The 17,688-nt window shown below is 69.1% G+C and carries 14 protein-coding genes and 3 pseudogenes; 3 read left to right on the forward strand and 14 right to left on the reverse strand.

Features of this window, described 5'->3' with window-relative positions; genetic code table 11:
- Positions 1-28: 28 nt before the first annotated feature.
- On the reverse strand, positions 29-1,264 hold the full coding sequence (locus AC1Q5B_RS04405) for an MgtC/SapB family protein (protein WP_492630508.1): 1,236 nt from the start codon (positions 1,262-1,264) through the stop codon (positions 29-31).
- Positions 1,265-1,361: 97 nt separating this feature from the next.
- On the opposite strand from AC1Q5B_RS04405, the gene AC1Q5B_RS04410 reads away from it, so the two are divergent.
- Positions 1,362-2,393 carry a class 1 fructose-bisphosphatase gene (locus AC1Q5B_RS04410; protein WP_492630509.1) on the forward strand — a complete coding sequence of 344 codons (1,032 nt, stop codon included), beginning with the start codon at positions 1,362-1,364 and terminating at the stop codon, positions 2,391-2,393.
- Positions 2,394-2,408: 15 nt separating this feature from the next.
- Here AC1Q5B_RS04410 and AC1Q5B_RS04415 read toward each other — a convergent pair whose 3' ends face one another.
- Genes AC1Q5B_RS04415 through AC1Q5B_RS04430 form a run of 4 tightly spaced genes read right to left on the reverse strand, consistent with a single transcriptional unit; the run spans position 2,409 to position 6,549 of the window.
- On the reverse strand, positions 2,409-3,323 hold the full coding sequence (locus AC1Q5B_RS04415; RefSeq protein WP_492630510.1) for a hypothetical protein: 915 nt from the start codon (positions 3,321-3,323) through the stop codon (positions 2,409-2,411).
- 19 nt (positions 3,324-3,342) lie between these two features.
- Positions 3,343-4,689 carry a diaminopimelate decarboxylase gene (gene lysA / locus AC1Q5B_RS04420; protein WP_492630511.1) on the reverse strand — a complete coding sequence of 449 codons (1,347 nt, stop codon included), beginning with the start codon at positions 4,687-4,689 and terminating at the stop codon, positions 3,343-3,345.
- Positions 4,682-6,280, reverse strand: a complete 1,599-nt coding sequence (locus AC1Q5B_RS04425; protein ID WP_492630512.1) for an acyl-CoA ligase (AMP-forming), exosortase A system-associated — start codon at positions 6,278-6,280, stop codon at positions 4,682-4,684. Before AC1Q5B_RS04425 ends, lysA begins: the two co-directional genes overlap by 8 nt.
- Positions 6,277-6,549: an acyl carrier protein gene (locus AC1Q5B_RS04430; protein WP_492630513.1), complete on the reverse strand. Its 273-nt coding sequence runs from the start codon at positions 6,547-6,549 to the stop codon at positions 6,277-6,279. The genes AC1Q5B_RS04425 and AC1Q5B_RS04430 overlap by 4 nt, the downstream gene beginning before the upstream one ends.
- A 190-nt stretch (positions 6,550-6,739) precedes the next feature.
- Between AC1Q5B_RS04430 and AC1Q5B_RS04435 the strand changes: the two genes are divergently transcribed.
- Entirely contained in the window at positions 6,740-7,444 is a 705-nt protein-coding gene (locus AC1Q5B_RS04435) for a 2OG-Fe(II) oxygenase (protein WP_492630514.1), read from the forward strand.
- On the opposite strand, the gene AC1Q5B_RS04440 is transcribed toward AC1Q5B_RS04435, so the two are convergent.
- Both AC1Q5B_RS04440 and AC1Q5B_RS04445 read right to left on the reverse strand, forming a co-directional pair.
- Positions 7,441-7,974 carry a nucleoside 2-deoxyribosyltransferase gene (locus AC1Q5B_RS04440; RefSeq protein WP_492630515.1) on the reverse strand — a complete coding sequence of 178 codons (534 nt, stop codon included), beginning with the start codon at positions 7,972-7,974 and terminating at the stop codon, positions 7,441-7,443. The genes AC1Q5B_RS04435 and AC1Q5B_RS04440 overlap by 4 nt on opposite strands.
- An 85-nt stretch (positions 7,975-8,059) precedes the next feature.
- A pseudogene (locus tag AC1Q5B_RS04445) lies at positions 8,060-8,899 on the reverse strand (PA0069 family radical SAM protein); the annotation flags it as partial.
- A 247-nt stretch (positions 8,900-9,146) separates the two neighbouring features.
- Here AC1Q5B_RS04445 and AC1Q5B_RS04450 point away from each other — a divergent pair.
- The gene (locus AC1Q5B_RS04450) at positions 9,147-9,335 is read left to right on the forward strand and encodes a hypothetical protein (protein ID WP_492630516.1); all 189 of its coding nucleotides are present in this window, start codon (positions 9,147-9,149) and stop codon (positions 9,333-9,335) included.
- A 212-nt stretch (positions 9,336-9,547) separates the two neighbouring features.
- Here the strand turns inward: AC1Q5B_RS04450 and AC1Q5B_RS04455 are convergent, their stop codons facing one another.
- From AC1Q5B_RS04455 to AC1Q5B_RS04485, 7 genes and pseudogenes are all read right to left on the reverse strand, one after another.
- Entirely contained in the window at positions 9,548-10,630 is a 1,083-nt protein-coding gene (locus tag AC1Q5B_RS04455; protein WP_492630517.1) for a PA0069 family radical SAM protein, read from the reverse strand.
- 51 nt (positions 10,631-10,681) lie between these two features.
- A complete protein-coding gene (locus AC1Q5B_RS04460) occupies positions 10,682-11,053 on the reverse strand; it encodes a hypothetical protein (RefSeq protein ID WP_492630518.1) in 372 nt (123 codons plus the stop codon).
- Positions 11,054-11,057: 4 nt separating this feature from the next.
- The gene (locus AC1Q5B_RS04465; protein ID WP_492630519.1) at positions 11,058-11,504 is read right to left on the reverse strand and encodes a DUF4019 domain-containing protein; all 447 of its coding nucleotides are present in this window, start codon (positions 11,502-11,504) and stop codon (positions 11,058-11,060) included.
- A gap of 22 nt (positions 11,505-11,526) precedes the next feature.
- Complete coding sequence (locus AC1Q5B_RS04470; RefSeq protein WP_492630520.1) at positions 11,527-12,339, reverse strand: OmpA family protein; 813 nt, start codon at positions 12,337-12,339, stop codon at positions 11,527-11,529.
- Between the two features lie 64 nt (positions 12,340-12,403).
- Positions 12,404-14,107, reverse strand: coding sequence for a YadA family autotransporter adhesin (locus tag AC1Q5B_RS04475; RefSeq protein WP_492630946.1), 1,704 nt, complete (start codon positions 14,105-14,107; stop codon positions 12,404-12,406).
- 96 nt (positions 14,108-14,203) lie between these two features.
- Positions 14,204-14,317, reverse strand: a pseudogene (locus AC1Q5B_RS04480) (hypothetical protein); the annotation flags it as partial.
- Between the two features lie 324 nt (positions 14,318-14,641).
- Positions 14,642-17,413: pseudogene (locus AC1Q5B_RS04485) on the reverse strand (ESPR-type extended signal peptide-containing protein); the annotation flags it as partial.
- Between the last annotated feature and the right edge of the window lie 275 nt (positions 17,414-17,688).

Raw genomic sequence — 17,688 nt, forward strand, 5'->3', positions numbered from 1 at the left:
CGCTCCCACACCAGGCATCACGGGCACTTCAGAACACCCACACCATCGCCGCACCGGCGGCGAGCGCGGTCAGCAATCCCGCCGACACACGCAGACCATAGGCCGCGCCTCCGCTGGCCCACGCGATGACGGACTTGGCGATCAAGCTGGCCGACAGGAGCGCGAGCATCCACCAGCGTGCTTCCGCCGCTTCCAGGCCGCCGCGGGCGAACTGGTTGGCGAGCGTGGCCACGGCGGCATGCAGTTCCGCCGCCGCGGACAGGGCCGCCGCCGCCATCGCACCCCGCGGACCGATCCATGCGGCCAGCGCCGCCGCGACGAACGTCAGCACGGCGACCAGCACTGCGAAGCCCAGTGCCTGGCCGAAGCGGAACATGCGGCTTTCCGAGGTCGGCGGTTTGACCGTCTCCTCGCGCCCGGCACGCAGGCCCACCAGGCCGCCCGCCAGCAACACCGCACCGATCACGCACAGCTCAGGCAGCAGGTCGCGCACCAGCGGCGGCGACACCGCCCACAGGATCGGCACGCACAACGTCAGCGAGGCGAGATTGGACAACAGCGCCGCGGCCACCGCGGAACGCAGCAGCGCCGGCGTTTCCTTCGCCCGTTGGCCGAAGCCGATCGTCGCCGCGGTGGACGACACGTAGCCGGCGAAGAAGCCCGCCGCCGCCAGCCCCCAGCGGTTGCCGACCACGCGCAGCACGATGTGGCCGAGCGCGCTGACGGCCATGACCAGCACGACGAGCTTCCAGATCGTCGCCAGGTTGATCGCCTCGAACGGACCGATCGCGCGATCCGGCAGGATCGGCAGGATCACCAGCGCCGACGCCAGCAGCAGCAGGCCGTCGAAGACTTCGCGCTCGCTGAAGGTGTCGCGGGTCAGTGCGTGCAGCGGCTGCTTGGCGTACAGCAGCACGGCCACCACCACCGCCAACGCGGTCGCCAAGGCGGGAGTCCGCATCGCCATCGCGCCGAGCAGGAAGGTCACCACCAGCGTCACCTCGCTGGTCAGGCCGGGATCGTCCCGGTGGGTCGCCCGGTAGGCCATCGCTGCGAGGACGCCGGTGATGCCCAGGCCGACCAGCAACACCGGCTGGCCGAGCGAAGCGGCCACCGCCGCGCCCAGCGCCACCAGCGCGTGCGTGCGCAGGCCGGCGATCCTGTGGCCGCGCCCGCCGCTGCGTTCGCGCACCAGCCCGATCAGCAGGCCCAGCCCGAGTGCCGAGGACAGGGCCAGCCAGGTCTGCGGGGTCGCTTCGTCCATTCCATCCATCCTTTCCGGGTCCGCAAGCAGGGCGAATGGTCTTGCATTGGTCTCATTAACCCGGACAATGCGCGCCACCTTCGCCGTGGACCCCATCATGCCCGCTCCTGCTCCGTCCGCCGTCTCGCTGAGCCGCTACCTGATCGAGGAACAGCGCGCCGGCCGCATCAGCGCCGACCTGCGCCAGCTGATCGCGGTGGTGGCCCGCGCCTGCACCAGCATCTCCATCGCGGTCAGCAAGGGCGCGCTGGGCGGCGTGCTGGGCGACGCCGGCACCGGCAACGTGCAGGGCGAGGCGCAGAAGAAGCTGGACGTGCTGAGCAACGACATCCTGCTGGAGGCCAATGCCTGGGGCGGCCACCTGGCCGCGTGCGCGTCGGAGGAAATGGACCACAGCCAGCCGATCCCGGACGCCTATCCGCGCGGCGGCTTCCTGCTGCTGTTCGATCCGCTGGACGGCAGCTCCAACATCGACGTCAACGTCTCGGTCGGCACCATCTTCTCGGTGCTGCGCTGCCCGGACGGCGTGACGAAGCCGGGCGACGAGCACTTCCTGCAGCCGGGTCGCGAGCAGGTCGCCGCCGGCTACTGCATCTACGGACCCAGCACGATGCTGGTGCTGACCACCGGCAACGGCACCCACGCGTTCACGCTGGATCGCGAGCAGGGCGCCTTCGTGCTGACCCAGCGCGACATGCGTATTCCCGAGGAGACGAAGGAGTTCGCCATCAACATGTCCAACCAGCGCCACTGGGAAGCGCCGATGCAGGGTTACGTCGACGACCTGCTCGCCGGCAGGGAAGGCCCGCGCGGCAAGGACTTCAACATGCGCTGGATCGCCAGCATGGTCGCCGACGTGCACCGCATCCTGACCCGCGGCGGCATCTTCATCTATCCGTGGGACCGCAAGGATCCCGGCAAGGCCGGCAAGCTGCGCCTGATGTACGAGGCCAACCCGATGGGCCTGCTGGTGGAACAGGCCGGCGGCGCCGCCAGCACCGGCCGCGAGGACATCCTGTCGCTGCGCCCGACCCAGCTGCACCAGCGCGTGCCGGTGTTCCTGGGCTCGAAGCAGGAAGTCGAAGCCGCTGTCCGCTACCACCGGGCGCACGACACCGCCGCGGCCTGATCGCGGCGGCGCGCGTCAGGGCGCCGGGGTGCGCCCGCGCAGGCGATGGCGCAGCGAGGCCAGCGCACGCAGCGCGGTGAACTCCAGCGGCAGGCCCAGCAGCGGCAGTTCGGAGTAGAGCCCGTCCAGCGCGGTCGCCGGCGCGGCGCCACGGTACAGGCTGGGATGGGACCGGGCCGGGAGCGACCAGGGCACCGCGTGCCCTTCCATCCGTCGCGCACCGACCACCAGCGCATGGCCTCCACGCCGCAGCGCGTGGTGCCGGATCGCGTGATGGTGCCGCGCGAACAGCGCGGGATGGCTGAGGTACTGCACGCGCCGATAGCGCAGTAGGCGCTGACGGTGGCCGGTGTGGACGACATAGCAGTACGCATCGCCGTCCCGCGCCAGCAGATGCTCGCAGTCGAGTCCCTGATGGTCGCGGAACAGCGCGAGGTCCGTGGGCGAGAGCACCGTGGCGGCATGCGCGTCGTCGACGAGCATCCCGACCTCGACACTGCCGCGCGCACGTCCCGGCAGCGCGGGCAACACGTGCACACGGTCGTCGAGCACCTGGAATCCGAGGCGACGCGAGATCTCCAGCACGCGCGGCGACGGACTGAAGTCGGTCAGCGTCACGTCGCGCATCGACAGCAGCGGCTTGAGCAGCATCAGGCTCATCGCCCGGTGTTCGGGCGCCACGTACCAGCTGTGCAGGTTGCACACGCGATGCGGGATTCCCTCGATGTCGCGCTGCCCGAACAGTGTGCCGATCATGCCGACGATACGCTCGCCTTCCACCAGCACGTGGCCCAGCGGTCCCTCGTGCCGCCACGGCGGCAGGAACAGGCGGCGCCAGCGTTCCGCGGGCATGCGGGGGTTGAGCTGGGGCAGGATCTCGCGCTCCAGCGCCGGCACCATCGCCGCGTCGAGCGGGACTATGCGCGCCATGACGTGTCCGCACCCACGTTCAGGACCGCCCGCCGTGATCGACGACCTGGTCCGCGAGCGCGTCTTCGTCGCAGCCGCGGCGGCGCGCGAGCCGCGCGATGCCGGCATCCACCACCACTTCGGCCGGCGCGCCATGGCTGAGGAAACCGTGCGGGCTGGCCGTGCGCGCGTAGGCGCCCGACTGGAAGATGCCGACCAGGTCTCCCGGCCGCAGCGCGGGCAGGACCGCGCTGCGTGCCAACGTATCCAGCGGGGTGCACAGCGGGCCGACCACGTCGACGGGCGGGTCGCAGGCATCGTCGAGCCGGTCGATCGCCGCGAGCGGGAAATTCCGCTTGATGGTCTGGCCGAGATTGCCCGAGGCCGCCAGGTGATGGTGCATGCCGCCGTCGACGACGACGAAGGTCTTGCCGCGCGACTGCTTCACGTCGATCACCCGGCTCAGGTAGACGCCGGCTTCGCCGACCAGGAACCGCCCGGGTTCCACCACGAACCGCGTGGTCGACAGCCATGAGTCGCCTGCGGTGGAAGCGACCAGCGCGACCAGTCCCTGCCGTAACACCGCGAGGTCCAGCGGACGTTCGTGGTCGAAATACGGAATGCCGAGACCGCCGCCGAAGTCGAGCGTCTCCAGCGGATACCCGCAGCGCGACGCGACCCGGCGCGCGATGTCGAGCGCCTCGCCGTACTGCCGCAACAACAACGCGGCATCGAGGATCTGCGTTCCCATGTAGAGATGGACGCCAACGATGCGCAGCCACGGCGACGCGCGCAGGGCATCGACCACGCCATCGGCCTGGTCCTCGTCGATGCCGAACGGCGCGGCGCGCCCCCCCATGCGCATGCCGCCGCCTTCGACAGCGCCGGCGGGATTGATGCGCAGCGCGATGCGGACGGTCTTCGCGTGCCGCTGCGCGATCGCTTCCAGCCTGCGGGCTTCGGCCAGGGATTCGATGTGGATTTCGCCCACGCCCGCCGCGACGGCCTGCTCGAGTTCGTCGTCGCGCTTGCCCGGTCCGGCGAACAGGATGCGCTCGGCGGCGCAGCCGGCGACCAGCACCTGGTGCAGTTCGCCGCGGGAGGCGATTTCCATGCCGCAACCGAGGTCGAGCAGGCACCGGATCAGCGCCTGCGACGGATTGGCCTTGACCGAATAGCAGATGTCGAAGCGTGCCGGCAGCGCGTCGCGCAACGCCTGCCATTGCCGGCGCACGCCGTCCAGGTCGTAGACGAACAGCGGCGTGCCATGGGCGTCGGCAAGCGCACGCACGCCGATCCCGCCGATGTGCAGTTCGCCGGCCCGTACCCAGAACCGGCGCTCGAGCAGGGCGGCCACCGTGGTACTGACGCCGCCCGGCTCAGCCATGGCCCGGCGCCTCCGCCAGCGCACGACGGCGCAACGCGGGGTAATCGATCTTGCCGCTGCCCGTCTTGGGCAGGTCGTCCATCACGTCGACGACCTGCGGCACCATGTGGCGCGGCAGCAGGCGCGACACGCCCGCGAGCAGGGCGGGAACGTCCAGGTCGCTGCCTTCCTGCGGCACCACGCACGCCACCAGCCGCTGGCCCAGCGCATCGTCCGGAATGCCGATCACGGCCGCATCCCGCACCGGTCCGCTGCGGGACAGCGCCTGTTCGACTTCGGTGGGGCTGATGCGGAAGCCGGCCGACTTGATCTGGTTGTCGCGGCGACCGACGAAGTAAAGGAAGCCGTCTTCGTCCGTGCGCACCAGGTCGCCGGAGTAGCAGACGAGTTCGCCGCCGACCGTGCCCGGCGGCGGGAGCGGATTCGGGCGCAGCACCTTGGCCGTCAGCTCCGGCTGTCCCCAGTAGCCCATCGAGACGGTCGGCCCGCGATGCACCAGCTCGCCGATCTCGCCGGGCGCGCAGGGTCGGCCGGCGTCGTCCAGCACCAGGATCTCGGTGTTCGGAATGGCCTTGCCCATCGAGGTGGGTCGGCGATCGAGTTCCTCCGGCGGCAGGTAGGTCGACCGGAAGGCCTCGGTCAGCCCGTACATCAGCACCACGTCGGTTTCCGGCAGCGCCTCACGCAGACGCGCCAGGGTGGGCAACGGCAACGCGCCGCCGGTGTTGGTGACGTAGCGCAACGCGGGCAGGGACGTGCTGCGCAAGCGCGAACTGTCCTGCACCAGCAGGTTCCACAGCGGCGGAACGCCGGCCAGCCCCGTCACCCGCTCGCGCGCCATCGTCTCCACGATCTCGTGCGCGAACAGGAAGCGGATCAGCACACAGGTGCCGCCCTGGCGTATCGCCGTCAGCAGCTGGTTCAGGCCGGCGTCGAAACTGAAAGGCAAGGCCGCCAGGATGCGGTCGGACGGCCCGATGCCCAGGTACTCCGACACGATGGCGCTGCCGGCCAGCAGGTTGGCGTGGCTCAGCATCACGCCCTTGGGCTTGCCGGTGGAACCGGAGGTGTAGAGGATCGCCGCCAGGTCGCGGCCGATGCGGTGGGGAGCTGGCGCGGCCCGGCCACTCGCGCACCAGCCATCGAACGCATGGATCGCCACCGCGTCCGTCCGGTTCCCGTCGTCGGCGACCTGGCCCGTGAGGGCCACGCGGGACAGCGCGTCGCAGGACTGCAGTCCACCGCCCAGGCGCTGCCAACGCGCCGCATCGGTGACCAGGCATGCCATGCCGCAGTCGCGCACGATGTGCTCGATCTGCTCCGGGAACAGGCCATGGTGCATGGGCACGAACACCGCCCCCGCGGCGGCGATGCCGAACAAGGCGACCGGCAGGGCCGGCGACGGATCCAGCAGCACCCCCACGCGATCGCCGGGCCTGACGCCGGCTTCGCGCAGGCCGCTCGCCACGCCTTGTGCCGCGCGCCACAGGTCCGCGTAGCCCAGTCGCGTGTCGCGGTGGACCAGCGCCTCCTTGTCGCCATGCCGCTCAGCGCTGTCGCGGAGCAGGTGGTGCAGCAGGTACGCCGTCATGCGTCGGCGGGCAGCCTGGCCTGGATCATATCGGCCATGGCCGCGATGGACGCGAAATGGTCGGCCACCATGTCCTCGTCGCCGAGGGTCAGGCCATAGCGCTGTTCCATGAAGGTGACGATATCGAGGACCCCCAGCGAGTCGATGACCCCGAGGTCCAGCAGCGAGTCGTCCGCCTGCAGGTGCTGACCCTGCAGGGCCGGAAACTGGCCCAGGATGAAGTGCTTCAATGCGGCCTGGATGGCCTCGCGGTTCGTTTCCCCAGTCATGCAGCCCCCTTGTCACGTGCCTGAGAGTAAGTCAGAACGCGGCAGGGGGGTGAAAGCGGCCATATATTGTTCATCTATGTCGTAACCGCGTGAAGTCGGTTGCACAGGGTCCGCCAGGCGCTTCCCGATGGCGTCGTGCCTGGCGGTCACGGGGGACTTGCACGAAGGGCGCCGAGGCTAGAATCCGGGCATGAGCCCCCCTGCCGACTTCATCGAGGTCTATCCCGACGCCTTGGACGCGGACACCTGCCGCGCCATCGTCGCGCGCTTCGACGGCAGCGGACAGGACCAGCCCGGGCGCGTCGGCGGCGGCCTCCATCCCGAGCTCAAGCACAGCCGCGACATCAACATCAGCGGCCAGGCCGACTGGCGCGACGTGGAGCAGCGCCTCAACCTGGCCGTGCTCGCCGGCCTGCAGCACTACCTCCGGAAGTACCCGTTCAGCCTGATCGCACCGCTTATGCTGCAACAGCCGGATGCCGACGGCACGCTGCGCCGGCTTCGCCACGACGACATCGCGGGCATGGACGAGGCCGCGCTGATGAAGCTGGTGATGAAGGTCTTCGTGCCGGGCAAGATCAACCTGCAGCGCTATGCCGCCGGCGAAGGCGGTTATCCCTACTGGCACTGCGAGCTGTTCCCGAAAGCGGCCGATGCGGAGACGCTGCATCGCCATGTGCTGTGGACGCTCTATCTCAACGACGGTTTCGGCGCCGGCGAGACCGAATTCTTCCACCAGCAGCGCAGGATCGTGCCACGCACCGGCAGCCTGCTGATCGCGCCCACGGCCTTCACGCACACGCATCGCGGCAACCGGCCGCTGCACGGCGACAAGTACATCGCGACGAGCTGGGTGCTGTTCCAGCGGGCCGAGCGGCTGTACGCAAGCGGCTAGACCGTCGCGCGACGCGCATCGAGGTCCGCGCGCAGGCGCTGCAGCGCGGCCTCCGCGTCGCCCACCACCATCACGCAGGGCACGGCCAGCATCAGGTTGAGCGGCAGGCCGAATTCCTCCAGCTCCCAGCCAGCAGCATCGACGCCGGCATCCTCGCCGAGATACTGCGGGCACCGTCGGCGGATGCGCTCCGCCAGGCCGCCTCCGTCGGGCACGTAGCCATAGACGGGCTTGCCGCGGGCAATCGCGTAACCGACTTCGAAACATGTCCCGCTGTCCGGTTCCGCGCCGCGGAAGAAATCGAGGTTGGCCAGCACGGCATCCGCGGCGTCCAGCAGGCCGATGTCCGCGCGGTAGATCCAGCGTGCGGTTTCGAGTGGATCGCCGGTCGCGTGCCCCGCCACCTGCGCATCGAGCGGAAACAGGCCCTCGAAACCATGCCGTGCGCACAACGCCTTCAATCGCTCGCCGTGCGCCACGGCGTCGGGACGGAAGATGTCGGGACCGGCGAGGTAAAGCGACTGGATCATCGAAGATACGCCACGGACGGAAGCGCGTATTGTCCGAAGCGCGATCACCGGGTCGATGTGACCGATCGTCGCAGCGCGCCCGAGGTCAGAACAGTTCGCCCTGCGGCGACGGCGCACGCGGCGGCACGAAGCGGGTGGTGTCGAACGGCGGGTGCCGTCGCCCTTCGAAGCCCGCGCGCTTCAACGCCAGCGCGAACCGCCGCGCCAGCAGCTCGGCATACACGCCCTCGCCGCGCAGTCGCTGCCCGAAGCGGCTGTCGTAGTCCTTGCCGCCGCGCAGCTGCCGGAGGGTGCTCATCACGTGCGCCGCGCGCTCCGGCAGGTGCGTCTGCAGCCAGTCGCGGAACAGCGGCGCGACTTCGTGCGGCAGGCGCAACAGCACGTAACCGGCGGCGGTGGCGCCCGCGTCGCGCGCCGCGTCGAGGACGGCTTCGAGCTCGTGATCATTCACCCAAGGAATCACCGGCGCGAACATCACGCCCACCGGCACGCCGGCCTCGCTGAGCTGCTTCACCGCCCGCAGCCGGCCGTGCGGCGCGGACGCGCGCGGCTCGAGCCGCGACGACAGCGCGTTGTCCAGCGTGGTGATGGAGAAGTACACATGCACCAGTCGCTCGCGCGCCATCGGCGCCAGCAGGTCGAGGTCGCGTTCGACCAGCGCGTTCTTGGTGATCAGCGAGAACGGATGCCGGGTTTCCGCCAGCACCTCGATGATGCGGCGGGTCAGTTGCAGCCTGCGTTCGGTCGGCTGGTAAGCGTCGGTGTTGATGCCCAGCGAGATCTGACTGACGCGATAGCCCGGCTTCGCCAGCTCCCGCCGCAACACCTCCGGCGCGTTGGTCTTGGCGAAGATCTTCGTTTCGAAGTCCAGCCCCGGCGACAGGTCGAGGTAGGCGTGGGAGGGACGCGCAAAACAATACGAGCACCAACATTTTGTGACTGCCTAGAAAGTTGTTCAGTTCTTCCTCGGCGTGAGGTGGTATGGGGTGGCACATCCAGCTGGCCCAGAAGGCAGTCTTCGGCATCAGCGCCGAATGCGCGAGAACCACGAATTCACGTCGGAAAGCTGCCGCGCCGGGGGTTCTGAATGTCCGTGACTCATTCTTGCCTGATGACACGCTGACCCATGCGGCGCTGCCACCCGTTGCTAAGCGCCAACCAGTTAGGCAGTGATGGGCATAAACAAGAACACCATGCAGCGTGTGTTCCAGCTGATGGGTTGGCAGGTCCGCGAGCGGGCCGTGGGCATGCGCCCGCGGGTCCAGGCGCTTCCGTCGGTCGCGCAGGCCCCGGACGAGCGCTGGGCGACGGACCTGTGTCGGATCTGGGGCGGCCGCGATGGCTGGCTGACCCAGACTTAAGCTTCGATGGCCGATGCGGCGAATTAGCGAGAATTCTCATAACTTGCTAATTTTAGCCGGCTCCAGCTAATCGATTAGATTCAGTGCCTTACCGAGAAAACTGACCTCCTTCCTGCAATTCGGACCAGCCAGAATTAGCATCTTCTCTCGCTCCTCCGTTGGCAACGGCAGGGCGGCTCTTCGACTGGGTTCTGCCGATGGTCAATCAGGCATCAGAACAGCTGGCCCTGCGGCGAGGGCTTGTTCGGTTTGACGAACTTGGTGCAGTCCAGCGCAGCCAGGCGGTCAAAGCCGAGGCGGCGATACGCTTTCTCATAACGTGTTTTCAGCAGCTGCGCAAAGGGACCCTCGCCCCGCATGCGTGTACCGAATCGACTGTCGTAGTCCTTCCCGCCCCGCATCTGCTGAATCAAGCTCATCACGTGCCTGGCGCGATCCGGATAATGCAGCTCCAACCATTCCCGCCAGACCTGTGTCAGCTCATGTGGCAGGCGAAGCAGGACATAGCCTGCTGACCGCGCACCGTGGTCCTTGGCAGCCTCCAGGATCTTCTCCAGCTCCTTATCGTTGATCATCGGGATGACCGGCGCTACCAAGACGCCAACCGGTACGCCGGCATCATGAAATGCTTTCATGGCCCGTAAACGTGCATGCGGTGCCGCCGCTCGGGGCTCCATGCTGGCTGAAAGGTGATTGTCCAAGGTAGTGACGGAGAAGTAGACGGACACCAGACCCTCTTTGGCCATCTGTGCATAGAGATCAAGATCACGCTCAATCAGCGCTGACTTGGTCACCAGGCTCACCGGATGCTTTGTCTCGGCGAGCACCTCAAGGCACTGACGGGAAATCCGGTACTTGCGCTCGGTTGGCTGATAGGCGTCGGTGTTGATGCCCAGTGCGATCGGCGAGCACTGGTAGGAAGGTTTGGATAGCTCGAGCCTGAGCAACTCAGCGGCGTTCGACTTGGCAAAGATCTTCGTCTCAAAGTCCAGGCCCGGCGAGAGATCCAGATACGCATGGGAGGGACGAGCAAAGCAGTAGACGCACCCGTGCTCGCAGCCACGGTAGGGGTTCAACGACTGGTCGAACGGAATGTCGGGCGACTGGTTGCGGGTGATGACGCTGCGTGCGAGTTCCTCGGTCACCTCGGTCCGCGGCGCCGACGCGATGTCGCCTTCGGTGTCGGCCTCGTGCCAGCCGTCGTCCACCGCCTGCGGCATGGTGACGGCGAACCGTCCCGGCAGATAGCCGGTGGAACCCCGTCCCTTGATGCCCGGATGTTTCGGTGCGCCCATGGCCACATCTTATGGAAGCCGCGTCGCAGAGCCGGAGATCCGCCCGCAGGTCTAGGGTCGGCGTTCGTCGAAGTGGGTGTTCAGTTCGATCACCAGCCGGCCGATCTCCGGCGTGATGCAGGTATTGAACTGGGCGGGATCGTGGCAGGTTCGGTCGATCCGCTCGGCATGCGTCCTCAGCCCATAGCGTGCCGGCAGGTTGCGCGCCTCGCGAAAGCACGTCTCGCCGCGCGAGCCGATGCGCAGGGGACCGTGCGTTTTCATGCAGTACGTCATCGCGGTCGCGAGGGAGGCCGCGTTGACGGCGTACAGCGAGGTGCCGGGCGCGGCGGTGGCGGCGGAGCGGGAAGACGGTGCGAACGCGGGCGCGGCGAGCATCACCGCCAGCACGGCGAGCCCTGGGGTGCGGCGCGCATCAGGCACGCCGTTACTCCACCACATAGCCGCTGAGCCGTGCGGTGCCGTCTTCGTCCAGCCGCAGCGATACGAGTTCGCGGAGCTGCCTGTCGCCCGCACGCCGTCCCGCCAGCTCGATGCTCACGTAGTGGCCCGCAGGCACGGTTTGCGTGCCATCGTGAACCTGGCGGCGCACCGCCAGCCATTGCCGCCCCGTCACTGCGCCGTGCCGCTTCCGTGCGGCCGTGATGCCCTCGATGAAGGCCGCGCGCGCCACCACGCGCTTCACCGCCGGCGACGCGCCGTCCCACAACTCGCCCATGCGGCCGGCATCCACCAGCGCGGCGACCTGCAGCGCGGCCTCGACGGCGGCGTTCGGCGCCAGCACGGACGGCGCGTTGCCGGGTCCGGCCTCTGGCGACTGGGCCATGACGGACGCGACGGGCACCATGGCCAGCAGCAGGAGCCCCAGGGGCATGATGCGGCGGGCGCTGCTCCGATCAACGCGTGCCATGGGCAAGCACCTCCACGCGACGGTTGGGTTGTTCGCACGCGATGCGCGCGTCGCGAGCGGCAACGCCCGCACAGGACGCGACCGGTTGCGATGCGCCCGCGCCGAGCGCGGTGATCATCGCCGGCGCGACGCCGCTTTCGATCAGCAGGCGACGCACCGACAGCGCGCGCTGCTGCGACAGCCTCTGGTTGTAGGCATCGTCGCCCAGCATGTCGGTATGCCCGATCACCTGCACGGACGACAGGTCGCTGCCACGCAGTTCGGCGGCGATGGCGGCGATCTGTTCGCGCCCACCGGGCAACAGGTCCGCCACGGCATGGCGATCGAACGCGAACAGCGCATCGCCCGACAGTTCGAACCGCGTGGGGGTCGAGGCGGATGTCCCGCCTTCCAGCAAGGCCGCGCACGATGCCGGCGCCCAGTGGAAACTCCGGCCGGTGTAGTCCCGGTCGAACACGACCTTGTACTGGCACGTGGTCACGCCTTCCTTCGTGCGGAAGTGGAACAGGTAGTCCCACTCCCGCGCACGGAAGCTCTCGCGGAAATGCGGTCGTCCCAGCAGGTCGTAGAGTTGCGTCTTGGTGATGCCGGCGGCGACGGCGCGCAGGTTGTCGCGGTTCGGGAACGTGCCGTTGTCGAGCAGCACGGCGGCAGGATCGGGAAACACCACCTCGCCGGCGACGCCGTCGGGCGAAATGTCGCGGCTGACGTGGCGGGTGCCGCATGCGGCCAGCAACAGCAGGCCGGTGACGGCGGCGGCGCGACGCAGGACATGCACGGGACGGGACGACGCAGACATTGGCAGGAGACCTCGACGAAGAATGGGAAGTGGACGGGCGTCGGCGGGGGCGTTGTTCATGCCATCACCACTGCAGGCCCGCGCCGACCGAGAAGCCCCAATCGCGTGTGGTGTTGCCGGTGGCCTGCGCGCGGTAGACCCAGCGCCCGTTGTCGGTGATGCCGGACAGGCCGAACGCCATGCCGTACTCGCCCTGGTACCCGCCGAAGCCGACCGAGAGCATGCTCTTGCCCGGCAGGTACGCCTGCGGCAGGCCCGCCATCGCCATCGCCGATGCCGTACCGCCGCGGTAGCCGCGCTCCAGGTTCCACCTGTCGCCCTGGTACGCGTTGAAGCGGCTGTCGGTGTAGGCGTTGGCCTGGTCGATGGCGTATTCGACACCACCGTTGAGCTGGTCGACGTTGACCGCGTCGGTGCCCGCGATGCCCGGCGCCACGCTGCTGATCGTGCGGCCACCGACGTTGACCTCGCCGGTGGAGGTGCTGGCCCCGACGTACGCCGCGTTGTAGTCGCGTTGCGCGCCCACGGTGGTGGCCGAGCCTCGGCCGAGCGCGACACTGTTGTCGTGCGTCGCCACCGCGCCCTGCCCGATCGCCGTACTGCCGGCGCCGCTGGCCACGGCCTGGTTGCCGACCGCCGTGCTGTTGTCGCCGCTGGCCCGCGCACCGTTGCCGCCCGCGCTGGCGTTCGCACCGGTCGGAGCGGGTGCCACGTAGGCTTCTCCCTGCGCGACCTGGAACGGACCGCTGCCGCCGCGCTCCAGGTTCGTCACCCGGTTGTCGAACTGGTTCACCGTGGTGGTGAGGTTGGCCACGCTGCCCTCCACGTCGCCGACCCGCGTGTCCAGATGGGTGATGTCGCCCTCGATGCGCACGATATCGCCCTGGATGTCGGTGATGTCGCCGCGGATGTCGACCAGATCGCCCTCGATGGTGGCGATGCGCGCATCGGTATAGGCGTTCGCCTCAGTGATCGCGTACGTCACGCCGCCCTGCAGCTGGCTGACGTTCACCGCGTCGGTCGCTGCGGAACCTGCGGCAACGCCGGTGAGCTGGCGCCCGCCGATGTTCATTTCGCCGGTGGAACTGCTGCTGCCGACGTAGGCGCCCTGGTAGCCGGCGCGGGCACCGACGGTGGTGGCGGACCCGGCGCCCAGCGCGATGCTGTTCTCATGCGAGGCCACCGCACCCGCGCCCACGGCGAGCGCATTGAGCGACAGCGACCGGGAACCGGCGCCCAGCGCCATGCCGCCGTCCTCGTCCGCACGCGCACCGCGCCCCAGCGCGACCGCATCCTGTCCGCCCGACTCCGCGTTCTTGCCCAGCGCCATGGCGTCTTCACCGGTCGCGCCCTCGCCCAGCTGGTTGCCGCCGCCGAGGGAATTGACGCCGTAGTAGCGCGTCGGTGGCGTGAAGCCGCTGGTGATCTCGTTGCGCACCAGACGCAACTGCTCTTCGGTCGCCGCGCGGCCTGCAGTGGCGAAGGTGGGATCGGCCAAGGTCCGGTTCGACAGGCCGGTGACGTCATTGCTCACACCGCTCAGTACAACGTTGCCGCTGCGCACGCCGGTCCCGCTGACGATGGTCGTCGTCGTGCCGCCGATGACGGTCAGGCCGCCGCTGCCCAAGGCCACGTCCGTACCGACCGCCACGCCCGCGTTGTTCACCACGGTGTCGCCGATGCTGACGCTGCCCGCCGAGGTCAGGTCCAGGTCGTTGCTCAGCGTGATGTCGATTACACCGCCATCGTCCACACCGGCCTGGCTCACGGCGATGTTCGCGTTGCCGCTCTCGAACGCAACCGTGCCGTCCGGGCCGATGTTGGCCGTGTTGCCGTTCCCGTCGGTGGCATTCCAGCCGGCGCCGGCAGCCGTCGATACGGCCCGGAGTTGCGCCACGTTGACCGCGTCGGTGTCGTCTGTGCCGGCGGCGACGTTGGTGATCTGGCGGGTGTTGCCAGCGCTGCCGATACTGACCGCGGCCAGGGTACTGACCCACGTCGGCGACGTGTTGGCAGACGGCAGACCGGTGCGCGGGTCGTAGCCCGCGACGCCTGCTGCCGTGCCGGCCACGGAACCGCTGCCCAGCGCCACGCCGCCCACCTGCGCCACGCTCGTACCGCTGCCCAGCGCCGTGGCGTCGGCCACGTCGATGCTGATGTTGTTGCCCAGCGCGAAGCTGTTGTTCGCCGCTGCGCCCAGCGTGTTGTTGTTGCCCACGCTGTAGCTGTCGTCGGCATCGACGATGCTCGGGTCACCGATGGCACCGCTGCGGTCGCCGTTGACCATGTTGCCGGTGCCGATGCTGATGGACTGCGCGCCGTTGGCGTGTGCGCCATTGCCGAGCGCGATGCCGCCCAGGCCCAGGGCTTGGGCGGCGACGCCCATGGCAACGCTGTCGTCCGCGCCCGCGATGGCGCGATAGCCGATGGAGATGGCACGGTCCCCCGACGCGCGCGCAGCGTCGCTCATGCTGGTGGTGGCGTAGTCGCCACCGCCAATCGCCACGGATTGCCGCCCCGAGGCATGCGCGCCACCGCCGATCGCCACGGCACTTTCGTCCGTGGCATTGGCCACGACACCCAAGGCGGTCGATGCCGCGCCGGAGGCGAGCGCGCCACTTCCCATCGCCACGCTGTCGCTCGCCGATGCCGTCGACATGTCGCCGATGGCGATCGCCCAGCGATTGGAGGCCGTTGCGCGTGTGCCGAGAGCAACGCTCAGGTACTGCGTGGCCCGCGCGTTGTAGCCGATCGCGACCGAGCCTTCGATGGATCCCGTGCCGGTCGCGGTCGCGCCCGTGCCGATCGCGATGGCGTTCTGCGTGTTTGCGCTGCTGTCGCCCACGGAAACGCTGCCAGCCGCGGCGGCGGTCGCGCCCCAGCCCAGCGCGGTCGAGCGAGCGCCCTGCGCCCGTGCCGCGTTGGCCACCGCATCGGCGCCACCAATCGCGACGGCATCGGCGGCTGTAGCAGCAGCATTTCGACCCACGGCCACGCTGTTGGCCGCGTCGGCGACGCTGTCGCCCACCGAAATACTGTGCGCACCGGTGGCGCTGCTGCTGAAACCCAGCGCCGTAGCCTGGGTGGCCGTCGCGCCCGTGGCGGCACCCACGCCGGCCGCCAGCGAATTGGTGCCCAGTGCACCGTCATTGTCGTAGTTGCCGCCCACCACGCCGTTGTCGTTGACGCTGTAGTAGCGGGTTTGCGCCGCCTGCAGCTGCGCCACGTTGACCGCATCGGTCGCCTGCGTGCCGGCGGCGACACGGGTGATCTGCCGGGTGTTGCCTGCGCCGCCCACGCTCACCGCACCGGAAGTGCTGAGCCAGGTCGCCGAGGTGCTGGTCGACAGCAGTCCTGTCCTCGGGTCATAACCCGCGGCGCCGGCGGCGGTGTCGGCTATCGATGCGTTGCCTATGGCAACGCCATCGACGGCCGTCGTCAGCGCGCCCGTGCCCAGCGACAGTCCGCCGTCCACGTTGGCTCTTGCGTTGTAGCCGAATGAGGCGCTTTGTGATCGACCGAACCGTGCATCGCTGATGGCTTGGGCGCCATAGCCGACCGCCACGCTGCCGCCGCCGTAGTTGGAAGCGCCGTAGGAAGGCGTGGTGGTCGCGTTGGCGCCGACGGTGACGCTGTCGGCATGGCCGATGGCGTTGTTGCCGACGGAGATCGAGTTGGCGTAGTACGCCCCTGCGTTGCTTCCGATCGCGATCGAACCCGCATGCCCGACGGACGTGGCGAACGATCCGCCGACGCGCGCACCGGGGCCGATGGCCACGGCGTTGGCACCCCAGGCATTCGCGCCGGTACCCATCGCAATCGCATTGTTGCTGGACGCCGCGCTTGCGTTGTCGCCCACTAGCGCGCCCGTGCCCAACGCCAGGGCATTCAGCGCGCTTCCACTGGCGCTGCCGACCGTGGCACCGTCGCCCAGGGCGATGGAGGAGGTTCCCGGCCGCGTTGTCGCGCTGCGCACCAGCGCGCCTTCGCCGATCGCGATGCCTTGCATTGCGCCGGCCTGGACCGACGCTCCCGTTCCCAGTGCGACGGCATTGTCGGCGAGCGCCCGCGTCCTACTGCCGATGTTGACCGCATCGTTGTGGGCCGATGGGATCAAGCCCGTCGGATTGCCATCGGCATCGACCGTCACCTGGGTGCCGGCCAATTGGCCGATGGCGATATTGCCGCTGCCGGTGACCAACGCGCCCGCGGCCGTGCCCTGCGCCACGTTATGGCTGCCGGTAACGGCGGCCAACGCGTAGTGGCCGCCCGCCACGTTGAAACTGCCCGCCGTTTGTCCGCCGCCGTAATAGCCCGCATACACGTTGCGGTCGCCGTTGGCCGAAGAGCCGGCGCCAAACCCCACATACGTGTTCTGCCGTCCAACGCTCTGGCTGCCGGTCGTCGCGCCGATGAAAACGGATTCCACGGCACCGGTCGACCCGAAGGCAGAGTTGAATCCGATCGCCGTCGTCTGGGCGGACCCGGTGGACCCGGTCAGCGCGCCCGCACCGATCGCGACGTCGCGGTCCCGTGCCTGGGCGTTGTTGCCCATCGCGTAGCCCAGGTCGCCCATCGCCTGCGCGCCCGCCCCCAGGGCGATGCTGTACTGCCCGATGGCCCGCGCCTCGAATCCGAGGGCTGTGGCTGCCGCCCCGATGGCCTGCGCGTTGTCGCCCACCGCGACCGCGGAGCCGCCTTGCGCCAGCGCATCGGGGCCGAACGCGACCGCGCTCACGCCCGTCGCCCGCGCACGGACGCCGATGGCGATGGACTCGGCGCCGATGGCCACCGCATCCACGCCGCAAGCCACCTGGTCACCCGCAGCGGCGACATTCCCGACCGGCAATCCGGTCGCCGGATCCACGCACACTGCATCGAACGCCCATGCGCTGTCGGCGCCGGCAGCGCCCAATCCCAGCAGAAGGGCCAACGCCAAGGCATTCTTCGGCGCCGAGGCAGGGGAAGCGACCGCGCCGGTGGCGCCGTCCACGCCATCGCGACGGGCGAGTTCCGACGCGACGACCCACTGGCCCAGCGCGCGATTCCAGACTTTGCGGTAGATCCTGTTCATGTTTCCCCTGCTCCGGTGCGTGGCTGCGATATCCTTCGCGCGACTTTTTGTGATGAAAGTCTCGCTAGAAGGTGACTGGCGTTACGCTCTTCGCAGCCCCGCCCGTGAGCAGGACACGTGACCGTCGAGTTCTCACATGACACTTGCCCCCACGGGCCGCGCCCGGCCTGCGGGTGCTGGCGGGGAACGGTGTGCCGATGCGCGTGATGCCGCCATGGCGGCGGCGCCCCAGATCCGGCACGGCGTCCGGACACGATGTCCCTGCCCGCCTTTTA

Source organism: Pseudoxanthomonas sp. GW835-FHT14C01 (assembly GCF_058793715.1).